This window comes from Pseudoduganella sp. R-32, from assembly GCF_049913245.1.
Classification (GTDB): Bacteria; Pseudomonadota; Gammaproteobacteria; order Burkholderiales; family Burkholderiaceae_D; genus Rugamonas.
Genome location: NZ_CP183987.1, coordinates 3,742,034 through 3,755,795 on the forward strand (window position 1 = coordinate 3,742,034; position 13,762 = coordinate 3,755,795).

Genomic DNA, 13,762 nt, shown 5'->3' on the forward strand with positions numbered 1-13,762 from the left:
CCTCCACTCTAGGAAACCACGCTGACATGTTTGATTTCGTACGTACGCATCAAAAGCTGATGCAGATTATCCTGGCGCTCCTGATCGTGCCGTCGTTTGTGCTGGTCGGCGTGAGCGGCGTCAAGCTGTTCGGCGAAGACGCGAACACCATCGCTAAAGTCGCGGGCTATCCGCTGACCCAGCAGGAATGGGAAAATGCCCAGCGCCGCCAACTGGACCAGATGCGCCAGCAAATGGGCAAGAATTTTGACCAGAAGGCCTTTGACACTCCTGAGTTCAAGCAGAACGTCCTGGACCAGCTGATCGCCCAGCGTGCCGTGAACGCGGAAATCCGCAGCGCCCATCTGACCACCAGCGAGCAGAAAGTCCAGGAAGCGATCAGTACGCAGCTGCCAATGCTGTTCAAGGCCGATGGCACTTTCGACAAGGAGCAATACCTGCAGATCCTGGCTGCGCAAGGCATGAACGCCGGCATGCACCAGGAGCAGGTTCGTCACGACCTGGCGCTGCAACAGGTGGCCAATGGCGTGGAATTGAGCGGCTTTGTTCCACGCACTGTCTCCAAGGCGATTTCCGATTTCGGCTCGCAAGAGCGTGAAGTGCAGGAGATGGCCCTGCCAGTCTCGCAATTCCTGCCGAACGTGAAGGTTACCGACGACATGGTGAAGGCCTTCTACGATAAGAACGCCAAGCTGTTCGAGATTCCTGAGTCGGCCAAGATCGAGTACGTCGTGCTGAACACCGATGCCGTGGCTGCACAAGCTGCCGTAAGCGACCAGGAAGTGGCCAGCTACTACGAATCGAACAAGAAGCGCTTCACGAGCGAAGAAGCGCGCCGCGCGTCGCACATCCTGATCAAGGGCGAAGGCGACAAGGCAGCCGCGAAAGCCAAGGCCGAAGCAGTGCTGGCCGAAGTGCGCAAGAATCCAGGCGATTTCGCCAAGATCGCCAAGGCCAAGTCGGATGACCCGGGCTCCGCAGCCCAGGGCGGCGACCTGGACGTGCTGGTGAAGGGTTCTTTCGTCAAGCCGGTCGAAGATGCAATCCTGAAGCTGAAGCAAGGCGAAATCAGCGACCTGGTCGAATCCGATTTTGGCTATCACATCATCACCGTTACCGAGCTGAAGCCGGCGCACCTGAAGCCGCTGGATGAAGTGAAGGGCGACATCGCTGCGGAAATCAAGAAGCAGAAAGCCGCCAAGCTGTACTCGGAGATGTCCGAGCAGTTCACCGATACCGTGTTTTCGGATTTCGAAAGCCTGAAGCCGGTTGCCGACAAGCTGAAGCTGAAGATCGAAACCATGGAAGGCGTTCGCCGCCAGCCTAACCCGATCCTGGGCGCGGCTCCTTTCAACAACGCCAAATTCCTGGCCGCACTGTTCTCCGACGATTCGCTGAAGAACAAGCGCAATACCGAAGCGGTTGAAGTCGCACCGCAAACCCTGGTTTCCGGCCGCATCGTCGAATTCAAGCCTGCTGCCAAGAAGCCGCTGGCTGAAGTCGAAGCTGCAATCAAACAGCAGGTCGCGCTGGAAGAGGCTGTGAAAGCTGCGAAGAAGGCTGGCGAAGAAAAGCTGGCAGCAGCCAGGAAGTCCGGTGACGCTGCTGGTTTCGGCGAGGCGAAGACGATCTCCCGCGCCAAGGCAGACGGCATCAACCCGGCTGCCGTAGCAGCGGTGATGAAGGCCGATGCCGCCAAGCTGCCAGCCTACGTTGGCGTGGAAATCCCTGGCCAGGGCTACGGCGTGTACCGCATCAACAAGGTCGGCCAGCCGGCTGAGCAGGATGCTGCCCGCCGCGAACAAGAAGGCCAGCGCATCAACCAGATCGTCGCGCAACAAGAGATGACAGGCTACATCGACGCGCTGAAGCAGAAGGCCAAGGTCAAGATCCTGCACCCGGTCCCAACGATCAAGAAGCAAGCCGAATAAGCAGCTGAACGCTCTATGAGGGCCGGTGTCCGTGCAAACGGACCCCGGCCTTTTTCTTATGTGCGGATAATGTCCTGCGGGGCGGCGCCCCGCTGCCCATGCCTTGGGAGGAGCACATCATGCACATGATCCGTTTAGGTCTCGCTGCGCTGTTCTGCGCTTGCGTCGGCGCCGCCGGCGCCCAGGAACCGCCTGCCGCGCCCGGCACCAGCGAAATCGTCCTGCAGCTGTCGGACCTCGAATTCGACGCGTATTCCCTCGATCCGCTGGGAGGAACCGCTGCGGCGGGCTTGTTGGGACAGGAGTATCGTGCGGCTGCGGAAGTGCTTGGAACGCGGGAGCAGTTTTCCATGGTGCATGCCGGTGCCGGTCCGGTCAGCGCCTACGCACTTGGCGATTCGACCCGCATGGAGTACGCCAGCAGCATCTTTATCGATTGGAATCGCTATTCCGACGCCACGGACTACGCTTTCGATGCGCATGCCAGGCTGCGCGATCCGCTGAGTCAATGGTATCTCGCGGAAGGAACGGCAAGCTGGAGCGCCACCATACACCTGACGCCCAACTCCGTGCTGGTGGTGAGCGGCCATCTGTTCGGCACGCAGGAAGTCGGCGCCGGGGCCCCCTTCGGTGCAACGGCGGGAGGGTTTTTTGATATCGGGCTTGAAGGCGCCGGCGCTGCAACGGCTTATACAAGAAGCTTCGGATCGGACAGCGCACAGCCGGGCATCGACGAGTCCTTTTCGCTGTCGATCTTCAACCGCAGCGACACGGCCAAGGACTTCAGCTGGAGCGTCGTAGCCGGCGCGAGCGCCGCCAAGGCCATTCCGCCGGTGCCGGAACCGTCCGCCCTGGCGATGACCCTGTGTGGATTGCTATTGCTCGCTATGCGCCATGCAGCCTGCGCGCAGCGGCGATGAAGGATTCGGGCGAGATGTCGGCAAGCGCCACTTCAGTGGCCTGGTCGTATTGAACGAAGTTGCGGTGGATCGATTTGAGATAGGCCGGGTCGTAATGGTCGACCAGGAGTTCGTCGACCAGGGCGGGCATCTCGCCCGCAGTGGCCATGGCCTGCCAGCGTTCGATGCGTTCGCGGCCGTGCAACTGCACCAGGAATTCCAGCTGCGCGTTGAGCGCCGGGGCGTTGCAGGCGAAATGCTGGTAGTCCTCGATCAGCAGCTTAACGCGGTCTTCCCGCGCCACCTGCATGGCGATGCAGGGCGAAGCCCGCATACGTTCCATCAGCGCGCCCGGCACGCGCAGGCTGCCCACCTTGCGGCTTTCCGATTCGACGAAGACCGGAAACTGCGGGTCGAAACGGCGCAGGCGGTCCCAGATCGAGGTTTCGAAGGCCTTTTGCGAAGGCTGCGGCTGGCATGGAATGTTGCCCAGCACCGAACCGCGGTGCGCCGCCAGCTGCTCCAGGTCCAGCACCTGCGCCCCGATCGCCTCCAGCGTGTCGAGCAGGCGGGTCTTGCCGCTCCCGGTGGTGCCGCAGATCACGCGGAAGTCGAGTTCCGGCGTCCGTTCAAGCTGCGCATTGATGGCGGCGCGGAAGGCCTTGTAGCCGCCATCGAGTTGCACCACGGGCCAGCCGATCTTGGCCAGCACCGTTGCCATGGAGCCGCTGCGGTTGCCGCCGCGCCAGCAATAAACGAGGGGCTTCCAGTCGCGCGGCTTGTCCAGCCACAGCGTCTCGATATGGTGGCCGATATTCTTTGAGACCATGGCCGCGCCGACCTTCTTCGCTTCAAAGGAGCCGACCTGCTTGTACATGGTGCCGACGGTGATGCGCTGCTCGTCGTCGAGCACCGGACAGTTGATCGCGTTCGGCAGGTGGTCGAGCCCGTACTCGGATGGGCTGCGCGCGTCGATGATGGTGTCGAAATCGTCAAGGCGGGCCAGGACGTCTTCGATCGGCAGGATTTCTGGATACTTCATTTTGTTTTCAGTATTGGCTGGAGGTGGGGCCAGATATTGCCCAGGATGATAGGGTGGGCCGTTGCCAGCGGGTGCAGGCGGTCTGGCTGGAACAGCTCGGGCTTTTGCGCGACGCCATCAAGCATGAAGGGCGCCAGGGGTACTTTGACATCCTTGCTCACGGCGCCGTACATGGCGAAGAATTTGTCGGCGTAGTCGCGGCCATAGTTGGGAGGAATGCGAATGCCGACCAGCAGCACCTGTGCACCTGCCTTGCGCGATTCATCCACCATGGCGCGCAGGTTGGTTTCGGCGGCGGCCACCGGCAGGCCGCGCAAGCCATCGTTGGCGCCCAGTTCGATGATGACGATATTCGGCTTGTGCTTGCTCAGCAAGGCAGGCAAGCGGGTGCGGCCGCCGCTGGTCGTCTCGCCGCTGACGCTGGCGTTGACCACAGTTGCCGGCAGTTTCTGGTCCTTCAGCCGCTGGTCGAGCAGGGCGACCCAGCCGGCGCCGCGCGAGATGCCGTATTCGGCCGACAGGCTGTCGCCCACCACCAGGACGGTTTTTGATGCAGAATAGGCGTTCGTGGCGGCGCTGAACATCAGGATCAGCATCGCGAAGCAGCGTACACTATTTTTGAACATGACCATGCGTGATATTCCTCAAACCTCCAGTCAGTTGGCCAAGGCGGCTATTTCCGTTTCCGGCCTGGGCAAGCGGGTGGCCGACGCCAGCGGCGAACTGACCATCCTGCATGGAGTGGATTTTACAGTGCAAAAGGCGGAAACGCTTGCCATTGTAGGGGCTTCCGGCTCCGGTAAATCGACCTTGCTTGGCCTGCTGGCGGGCCTGGATACGCCCACCGAGGGCAAGGTGGTGCTGGATGGCGTGGACATTTTCGCGCTCGATGAAGATGGCCGGGCTGCTTTGCGCAAGGAAAAACTGGGCTTTGTGTTCCAGTCTTTCCAGTTGCTGCCTCATTTGACGGCGGTCGAAAACGTGATGCTGCCGCTTGAACTGGCCGGCGACGGCGCGGCGCGCGAAAAGGCGGAAGCCATGCTGGGCCGCGTCGGTCTTTCAAGCCGCTTGAAGCACTATCCGAAATTCCTGTCCGGCGGCGAGCAGCAGCGCGTCGCCTTGGCGCGCGCCTTCGTGACGCAGCCGCCCTTGCTGCTGGCCGATGAGCCGACAGGAAGCCTGGATGCGGCCACTGGCGAATCCGTCATCCAGCTGATGTTCGAATTGAACCGCGAACACGGTTCGACCCTGGTGCTGGTCACGCATGACACCCATATCGCAGCGCGCTGCGGGCGCGTCATCACGATCGCGGCGGGGCGCATCGCCTGATTGTTCAGGAGCCGTGCTGCGCCGCCAGCCGGTTGACGGCGGTGCGGATGGCTGGAATCAGTTCGCTGGCCGTCAGGCCGATGGGTCCTGCACCCTCCGTGACGAGATCGTCGGCCGCCATGCCATGCAGCCAGACCGCGGCCAGGGCTGCCTCCCATTCCGGCCAACCCTGGGCAAGCAGGCTGCCGCACAAGCCGGACAGCACGTCGCCGGTACCGGCAGTGGCGAGGGCCGGATTGCCGGTTGTATTGATCACAATTTCCCCGTTGCGGGCGGCAAGCACTGTTCCCGATCCTTTCAGTACGACCGTCGCCGCCAGCCGCGAGGCCAGCATGCGTGCAGCGGACGGGCGGTCTGCCTGGATTTCGGTGGCCGTCACTCCCAGCAAGCGGGCGGCCTCCAGCGGATGCGGCGTCAGGATGCACGGCGCCTTGCGCTGCGCCAGTTGCGTGCGCAGTGCTTCGGAACCAGCCAGCAGGTTGAGCGCGTCGGCGTCAAGTACGGCCGGGCTTTGGCTATGCAGCGCGCTGGCCAGCATTTCGGCGCTTGAGGCGGACCCGCCCATGCCGGGGCCGATCACCAGCACCGCGCTGTTGAAATCATATTCCTGGGCGCTGCGGCACATCAGTTCTGGCTGTGCGGCATCGAAGGCCAGCGGCTCGCCGACGAAGCAGGCGTAGACGCGGCCGGCGCCGCTGGTGAGCGCAGTTCGGGCGGCCAGGATCGGCGCGCCTGCCATGCCGCGTGCGCCTCCCACCACGGCCACGCTGCCATGGCTTCCTTTGTGCGAACTGTGGCGGCGCCGGCGCACGCAGTGGGCGAACAGCGCCACGTCGTTCAGTCGCGCGCGCGGCGCCGGAAAGAGCTCGGGCTCGATGTCGAGATTGCTGACCGTGACAGCGCCCGAATGATCGCGGCCCTCGGCCGTGTGCAAGCCGGGCTTGTCGCCGATGAAGGTGAGCGTGCGCGTGGCGCGCACCGCGATGCCTGTCTTGCCGCCCCCAACGACAGCGCCGGTGTCCGAGTCAAGGCCGCTGGGGACGTCGAGCGCGAGGATGGGGCAGGCCAGCTCGTTGACGGTCGCCACCAGCGCCGCGAAGTCGCCCGTGATTGGCCGGGCCAGCCCGATGCCGAACAAGCCATCAATCATCAGTGTCCAGGCGGTGCCAGTCACCACGGCACGGGCGTCGGCGGCCTCGGTGATTGCGGCGAAGCGGGCAGGGGAACTGCGTGCACGGCGCAAGGCCTCGATGCGCTCCGCTGCGGCTGCGTCTGCAGGCGGAAAATGCAGCACGGTGACCTGGGCGCCGGCATGGCCGAGGTGCGCTGCGGTTTCCAGTGCGTCGCCGCCGTTGTTACCCGGGCCAGCGAGCACCAGTACCTGGGCGCGGTGAATGGTAAAGGGAAGCAGGTCCAGTGCCTGGTTGGCGCCGGCCTGGCCCGCGCGCTGCATCAGTGCACCTTCGGGCAAGCGCTGCGCCGCAGCGTGCTCGATCGCGCGAAGTTCTGCAATCGTAAAGAGGGGCGTCATGCGGGGCATTCTAGCACTACAATAACTGCTTCACGATTAGAGCGAGGCAGCGCAATGGATTGGCAATTCTGGATCGACCGTGGCGGTACTTTCACTGACATCGTGGCGCGCCGCCCCGATGGCGGCCTGATGACCCAAAAGCTCCTGTCGGAAAGTCCTGAACACTACCGTGATGCAGCCATCGCTGGCATTCGCCATCTGCTGGGCGTTGCAGGCGGCGCTGCCATCCCGGTCGGGCAGGTCGAGGCCGTGAAGATGGGCACAACGGTCGCCACCAACGCGCTGCTCGAGCGCAAGGGCGAGCCGACCGTGCTTGCGATAACGCGCGGCTTCCGCGATGCGCTGCGCATTGCGTACCAGAACCGTCCGCGCCTGTTCGACCGCCACATCGTCCTTCCCGAACTGCTCTACCGGCATGTGGTGGAGATTGATGAGCGCATGGGCGCGCACGGGGAAGTGGTCAGGGCACTGGATACAGCGGCGGCGCGGGCCGGCCTGCAGGCGCACTTTGACCAAGGGCTGCGTTCGATCGCGATTGTCCTGATGCATGGCTACCGCTACAGCGCGCATGAAGCGGCGCTGGCGCAAATTGCCCGCGAAATCGGCTATACCCAGGTCTCAGTGTCCCACCTGGTCAGCCCGATGATGAAGCTGGTGGCGCGCGGCGATACGACCGTGGTCGATGCCTACCTGTCTCCAATCCTGCGGCGCTATGTGGGCCAGGTTGCATCCGAGCTGCCGGGCGTGAACCTGCAATTCATGCAGTCCAACGGCGGCCTGACCGACGCGCGCACCTTCCAGGGCAAGGATTCGATCCTGAGCGGCCCGGCCGGCGGGATTGTCGGCATGGTGCGCGCCAGCCGGGCGGCAGGATTCGAAAAGATCATCGGCTTCGACATGGGCGGTACTTCGACCGATGTCTCGCATTTTTCGGGCGAATTCGAGCGTGTGTTTGAGACCCAGGTGGCCGGCGTGCGCATGCGCGCGCCGATGATGAGCATTCACACGGTTGCTGCCGGCGGCGGCTCGATCCTGCATTTCGACGGCAGCCGTTTCCGCGTCGGACCGGACAGCGCGGGCGCCGCTCCGGGGCCGGCCAGCTATCGCCGCGGCGGCCCGCTGGCTGTAACGGACTGCAACGTCATGCTGGGCAAGATCCAGCCAGCGTTCTTCCCGAAACTGTTCGGCAGCGATGGCGCGCAAGCGCTCGATGCGGCAACCGTGCGCGAAAAATTCGCCGCCATGGCCGCGGAAATCCAGGCGGCGACAGGCGCGCCGTCCTCGCCGGAGCAGGTGGCCGAGGGCTTCATCGAAATTGCCGTCGGCAATATGGCCAACGCCATCAAGCAGATTTCCGTGCAACGCGGTCATGACGTGACCGAGTACGCCCTGACCAGTTTTGGCGGCGCCGGCGGCCAGCACGCCTGCCTCGTTGCAGACGCGCTGGGCATGAAGACAGTCTTCATTCATTCCCTGGCCGGGGTGCTGTCGGCCTACGGCATGGGCCTGGCCGACCAGGCAGCGATGCGTGAAAGCGCCGTCGAACTTCGGCTCGCGGCTGAAGCGCTGCCGGCGCTGGAAGCGCGCCTGCAGGCGCTTGCCGCGGAGGCTGTGGCAGAGCTGCACGCTCAGGCGGTGGCTGGCGAGCGTATCAGCGTGGTGCACCGTGTCCACCTGCGTTACGAGGGCACGGATTCGGCCCTGATCGTGCTGTTCGGCACCATCGACAGCATGAAGGCCCAGTTCGAAGCCGCCTATCGCAAGCGCTTCTCCTTCCTGATGCCGGCCAAGGCCCTGATTGTGGAGGCGGTCTCAGTGGAGGCCATCGGCAAGTCCAACGCCCCGCCGGAAGCGGCGCCGCAGCAGGCGCCGCGCCACGCACCGCTGCAGCCTTGGCAAACAGTGCGCATGTACAGCGCCGGGCAGTGGCACGACACCGGCCTGTTCAAACGCGATGCGACCCGCATCGGCGATATCATCAAGGGCCCGGCCATCATTGCCGAGGCCAACGCCACGACGATCGTGGAGCCGGGCTGGCAAGCCGAAGTCACGCCACAGGACCATCTGGTGCTGACCCGCGTCGAGGCACTGCCGGTGCGCCGCGCCATTGGCACCACGGCCGATCCGGTCATGCTGGAGATCTTCAACAACCTGTTCATGTCGATCGCAGAGCAAATGGGCCTGCGCCTGCAGAACACTGCCTACTCGGTCAACATCAAGGAGCGCCTCGACTTCAGTTGCGCCATCTTCGACGCTGAAGGCAACCTGATCGCCAATGCCCCGCACATGCCGGTGCACCTTGGATCAATGGGCGAGAGCATCAAGACCGTCATGCGCGAAAACGCAGGCCGGATGCATCCGGGCGACGTCTACATGCTGAACGATCCCTACAACGGCGGCACGCACCTGCCGGACGTTACCGTCATCACGCCCGTGTTCGATGAGGCAGGCAGCGCGATCCTGTTCTACGTCGGCTCGCGCGGCCATCACGCCGATATTGGCGGCAGTACGCCGGGCTCGATGCCGCCGGACTCGCGGAATATCGAAGAAGAAGGCGTCCTGATCAACAATTTCAAGCTGGTCGACGGCGCCAGCGGCAGCCAGTTGCGCGATGCCGAGGCGCGCGCCTTGCTGGCCAGTGCACGCTACCCGGCCCGCAATCCCGACCAGAACATGGCCGATTTCCGCGCCCAGGTCGCCGCCAACCAGAAGGGCGTTGAAGAACTGCGCAAGATGGTCGCGCACTTCGGCCTTGACGTGGTGCGTGCCTACATGGGCCACGTGCAGGACAATGCCGAAGAGGCAGTGCGGCGCGTGATCAGCGCCCTGCGCAACGGCAGCTATGAGCTGAAACTCGATAACGGGGCGGTCATCAACGTCGCGGTGCGCGTGAACGCGGCCGAACGCAGCGCCGAGATCGACTTCAGCGGCACTTCCAGCCAGCTGGATAACAATTTCAACGCGCCATCCGCCGTATGCATGGCGGCAGTCCTGTATGTCTTCCGCACCCTGGTCGACGATGACATCCCGCTTAACGCCGGCTGCCTGAAACCGCTGCACGTGATCATTCCACCGGGCTCGATGCTGAACCCGCATTTCCCGGCATCGGTGGTATCGGGCAATGTCGAAACCTCGACCTGCATCACCAATGCGCTGTACGGCGCGCTTGGCGTGCAGGGCGCTTCGCAGGGAACGATGAACAACTTCACCTTCGGTAACGCGAAGTACCAGTATTACGAAACGATCAGCGGCGGTTCCGGCGCCGGCGATGGATTCAACGGTACCGACGTGGTGCAGACCAATATGACCAACTCGCGCCTGACGGACCCGGAAATCCTGGAGTTCCGTTTCCCGGTGCGGCTGGAAAGCTATGAAATTCGCCACGGCTCCGGCGGCGCCGGCCGCTGGCACGGCGGCAACGGGGGCGTGCGCAAAGTACGCTTCCTGGAGCCGATGACGGCTGCCATCCTGTCGAATAACCGCGTGCACGCGCCGTTCGGCATGGCCGGCGGCGCTCCGGGGGCCTTGGGCCGCAATACGGTGCTGCGCGCCGATGGCAGCACCGAACAACTGGGCCACATCGGCAAGACCGACATGCAGCCCGGCGATATTTTCGTTGTCGAGACGCCGGGCGGGGGCGGTTACGGTCCCGCAGCGGGCGAGGGCGCTTAGGCGGTCGTCGAAATACCGTATTTGCGCTGGGTGCCTGAATACTGCATCAGCAGGGCTTCCAGCGCAGGGCTGCCGGCGTCGAGGCGGCGGATGCGGTCGATCAGGGCGCCCGCCTGGTCGCCCAGCGGTGCTTCCCAGCCCAGTTCGTCCAACTGGCGCAGGATGGCCTGCACGGCCGCGTACAGCACCTTCAGGTTGCCCGGCGTGCGGCGCAGGGCCTGGTGCAGGGTCGCCACTGCCGCGCGATGGTCGCCCTGGCGGGCCATCGACTCCGCTTCAGTGACCAGTTCCTGCATGACGTTGTCGATCTTCTCGCCAACGCCGCGCGCCAGGTCGTGCCGGCCTGCTTTTTCGAAGACGCTGACAGCTTCTTCCATGGTGATCGGCTTTTCGTTGTCGTTCATCATATGCATGACGACGTCGGCAGCGTCCTTGTCCAGCCGGTGCTTGAGGCAGGAATCCACCAGTCCGATGCGCAGGCGGTTCGACAGGCCGCGCGCCATGCCGACCGCCGTGACGGCATTGGACAGTTCGGAGGCGGCCTCGGTTGCGTGCCCGGTCACGTCCAGCAGCAGGGCCGAAGAAATATGCTTGCACACTTCCGTGTTGGCACTGGCGCGCAGCGTGCGCTCCATATCGCGGATCACGCCCGAAGCCTGGTTGACGTCGCCCTTGCGTACCAGGGCGCGAACCAGGTTCACGTGGTCTTCAGGATCGCGGAATTCGGAGTAGCGGGCCTTGGTCACCACCTGGCGGAAGGCCTTCTCCGCCGCCGAGATATCACCGGTGCCGTAGGCGACCTCGCCAAGGTGGCGCAGGCGCCGCACCATGTTCGGCGACATGGCAACTGCATCTTCCAGGATCTTTTTCGCCTGCTGCGACTGGCCCATGGCCTCGTACGAGCGGGCCAGCAGGTCGTAGGCCGCCATCATGTTGGGATTGGCCTCGAGCAGGCGCTCCAGCGTCCCCATTGCGTCGGAATAGTGCTCGAGGCCGAACTGGCATCGCGCCAGGCCAAGCTGGGCCCAGCCCGTCGGGCGGCCGATCAGGATCGACTGGTAAATCAGCTCGGCCTGCGCAAGCTCACCGATTTCATAGTGAAGTTCGGCGCGCAGGCGGGAAAATTCGGTGGCGTAGCGCGGATTCGCAGTCTCGGCCTCCTGGCAGGCATCGATGGCTTCGCGCTGCTTGCTCTGGGCGATCAGCTGATAGACCGGCATGAATACTGCGCGGCGTTCCACTGCGCGGCCGATGCGCTGCATCAGGCCATCGACAGTGAAGGGCTTCAGCACGTAATCGGTCGGCGTCAGTTCTGCGGCGCCAATCACCTTGGATTGCACCGCCTCCGAGGTCAGCATGATGAAGATGGCCGAGCGGTCGATCAGCTTGTGGTGGCGCAGGTCTTCCAGTAGTTGCTGGCCATCCTGGCCGTTGTCTTCATTGCCGCTGCCCAGGTCGTACTCGCACAGGATGACGTCAAAGCGCTTGTTGGTCAGTTGGCGGATCGCCGTGCCCGAGCTGACGGCATACTCGATCCGCGTGATCGAGGCCTGGTTCAGCATATTGTGCAGGTTGCCCCGCATTGCCGGGTTGGGGTCGATGATCAGCACCGACAGGTCGCTATACGATTGCATTGACTTCGTCTCTTATTGTTTGCCCCGCAGGGTGACATATTGTGATGATAACGCAGCCAGCATGGGATGATGGGGATCTGCCTTGCGCATGCGTATCAGCAGCGCAGCACATTGCTCGCCCAGCGCGGCTTCCCAGCCGCTGTCGCCCATCAGGCGCAGCATGGCGGAGGCGAGGGCGGAGATCAGTCCGGCATTTTCGGGCCGCCGCCGGACCGCCACCTGGAGCACGTCGATGGCGCCACGCTGGTCGCCCTGGCCGCTGCGCGCGGCCGCCTGCCGCACCAGGCCGTCAAGGTAGCGTTCCACGCTGTCGCCGCGGTTTTGCGCCAGTTCGGCGCGGCCGCTGCGCTCGTAGACGGCCGCCGTATCGGATTCGCTGATGCCGCTGGCGGGGTCGCTGGCCAGCGCATCGAGCAACTGCATGCCTTGCTCGTCCATGCCTTGCTTCAGGCAGCTTTCCGCGATGCCGAGTTTCAGCGCGCTGGAAAGGGTACCTGCCTCGCCGGCAGCGCGCACGGCATTGGCCAGCTCCGACTGCAGCGCCGCGCCATTGCCGTTCAATTCCTGCAGCAGGACGGCGGAAAAAGCCTTGCAGGCATCTGTCGCCGGGCCGCTGCGCGCCGAGCGATCGAGCTCGCGCAGGGCGTTGGCTGCGCCGGCGGCATCGCCTTTCCGGACCAGGGCCCGCACCAGGTTGACGTGGTCTTCGGGGTCGCGAAACTCGGAATACCTGGACTTGGCGACGACTTGTTTGAAGGACTTTTCGGCTGCATCGAGATCGCCGGCTTCAAGCGCCACCTGGCCCATGTGGCGCAGCCGGCGCACCACATGGGGAGAGATCGACACCGCAGTTTCCAGCGCGGCGCGGGCATCGGCCGCGCGGCCGAGGGCCTGCTGGGTGCGGGCCATGAGGTCGTAGGCCGCCATGTACCTGGGATTGTCGTCGATCAGGCGCTGCAGGGTCTCCAGCGTTTCAGCGAACTGGCCCTGGTCGAACTGGCAACGGGCCAGGCCAAGCTGGGCCCAGCCCAATGGGCGGATTTCGAGGATTTCCCGGTAAATCGCTTCCGCCTGCGCCTCCTCGCCCAGCGCGGCATGCGCCTCCGCGCGCAGGCGGGCGCATTCCGTCGCATAGCGCGGATTGGCCGCGGCCGACACTTCACTGGCCAGGATGGCTTCGTGCAGCCGGTCGCGTTCGATCATCCGGTGCACCGGGAGGAGGGCGGCGCGCCGGTCGACGGCCCGGGCAATGCGCTGCGCCAGCACATCGACTGTAAAAGGCTTGAGGATGTAATCGGTCGGCGTCAATTCCGCTGCGCTCACCACCTTGCCGTACACGCCCTCGGTGGTGAGCATGATGAAGATGGTGGAAGGGAGGATCAGCTTGTGGTGGCGCAGGTCTTCCAGCAACTGCTGCCCGTCCTGCCCCTGTTCGTTGCCCAGGTCGTATTCGCAAAACACCAGGTCGAACGCCTTCTTCTCGAGGTGGCGGATGGCAGTGCCTGCGCTCACGCCGTGCTCGATGCGGGTAATCCCCAACTGGCCGAGCATATTGTGCATTCCGCTGCGCATATGCTGGTTGGGGTCGATTAGCAGGACTGACAGGTCGCTATATTCTTGCATTTTGAAGGCAGAAGGCTGTCATAGAGGGAGAATACCCCAAGGCCGCTCAAAAAACAGGCGTAAACGCAGCAAATGTTGCTTTCGGACCAATGAAGGAAGGG

At 63.9% G+C, this 13,762-nt stretch carries 9 protein-coding genes; 4 read left to right on the forward strand and 5 right to left on the reverse strand.

Annotated elements, in window-relative coordinates:
- Positions 1-26 precede the first annotated feature (26 nt).
- Positions 27-1,931: a SurA N-terminal domain-containing protein gene (locus ACN9MU_RS17145; RefSeq protein WP_426343150.1), complete on the forward strand. Its 1,905-nt coding sequence runs from the start codon at positions 27-29 to the stop codon at positions 1,929-1,931.
- A gap of 119 nt (positions 1,932-2,050) precedes the next feature.
- Positions 2,051-2,851 carry a hypothetical protein gene (locus tag ACN9MU_RS17150; RefSeq protein WP_426161542.1) on the forward strand — a complete coding sequence of 267 codons (801 nt, stop codon included), beginning with the start codon at positions 2,051-2,053 and terminating at the stop codon, positions 2,849-2,851.
- Here ACN9MU_RS17150 and mnmH read toward each other — a convergent pair.
- Together mnmH and ACN9MU_RS17160 are read right to left on the reverse strand one after the other, a co-directional pair.
- Positions 2,817-3,872: a tRNA 2-selenouridine(34) synthase MnmH gene (gene mnmH / locus ACN9MU_RS17155; protein WP_426335798.1), complete on the reverse strand. Its 1,056-nt coding sequence runs from the start codon at positions 3,870-3,872 to the stop codon at positions 2,817-2,819. The two genes, ACN9MU_RS17150 and mnmH, sit on opposite strands and share 35 nt — an antisense overlap.
- Positions 3,869-4,504 (reverse strand): arylesterase, encoded by a 636-nt coding sequence (locus tag ACN9MU_RS17160; protein ID WP_426161544.1) that lies wholly within the window; start codon positions 4,502-4,504, stop codon positions 3,869-3,871. Before ACN9MU_RS17160 ends, mnmH begins: the two co-directional genes overlap by 4 nt.
- Here ACN9MU_RS17160 and ACN9MU_RS17165 point away from each other — a divergent pair.
- Complete coding sequence (locus tag ACN9MU_RS17165; RefSeq protein WP_426161545.1) at positions 4,503-5,201, forward strand: ABC transporter ATP-binding protein; 699 nt, start codon at positions 4,503-4,505, stop codon at positions 5,199-5,201. The two genes, ACN9MU_RS17160 and ACN9MU_RS17165, sit on opposite strands and share 2 nt — an antisense overlap.
- 4 nt (positions 5,202-5,205) lie before the next feature.
- Here the strand turns inward: ACN9MU_RS17165 and ACN9MU_RS17170 are convergent, their stop codons facing one another.
- Entirely contained in the window at positions 5,206-6,732 is a 1,527-nt protein-coding gene (locus tag ACN9MU_RS17170; RefSeq protein WP_426343151.1) for an NAD(P)H-hydrate dehydratase, read from the reverse strand.
- A gap of 54 nt (positions 6,733-6,786) precedes the next feature.
- On the opposite strand from ACN9MU_RS17170, the gene ACN9MU_RS17175 reads away from it, so the two are divergent.
- A complete protein-coding gene (locus ACN9MU_RS17175) occupies positions 6,787-10,404 on the forward strand; it encodes a hydantoinase B/oxoprolinase family protein (RefSeq protein WP_426343152.1) in 3,618 nt (1,205 codons plus the stop codon).
- Here the strand turns inward: ACN9MU_RS17175 and ACN9MU_RS17180 are convergent.
- Positions 10,401-12,038 (reverse strand): tetratricopeptide repeat protein, encoded by a 1,638-nt coding sequence (locus ACN9MU_RS17180; protein WP_426317998.1) that lies wholly within the window; start codon positions 12,036-12,038, stop codon positions 10,401-10,403. The genes ACN9MU_RS17175 and ACN9MU_RS17180 overlap by 4 nt on opposite strands.
- A 12-nt stretch (positions 12,039-12,050) precedes the next feature.
- Positions 12,051-13,661: a tetratricopeptide repeat protein gene (locus ACN9MU_RS17185; RefSeq protein WP_426335802.1), complete on the reverse strand. Its 1,611-nt coding sequence runs from the start codon at positions 13,659-13,661 to the stop codon at positions 12,051-12,053.
- Positions 13,662-13,762 lie beyond the last annotated feature (101 nt).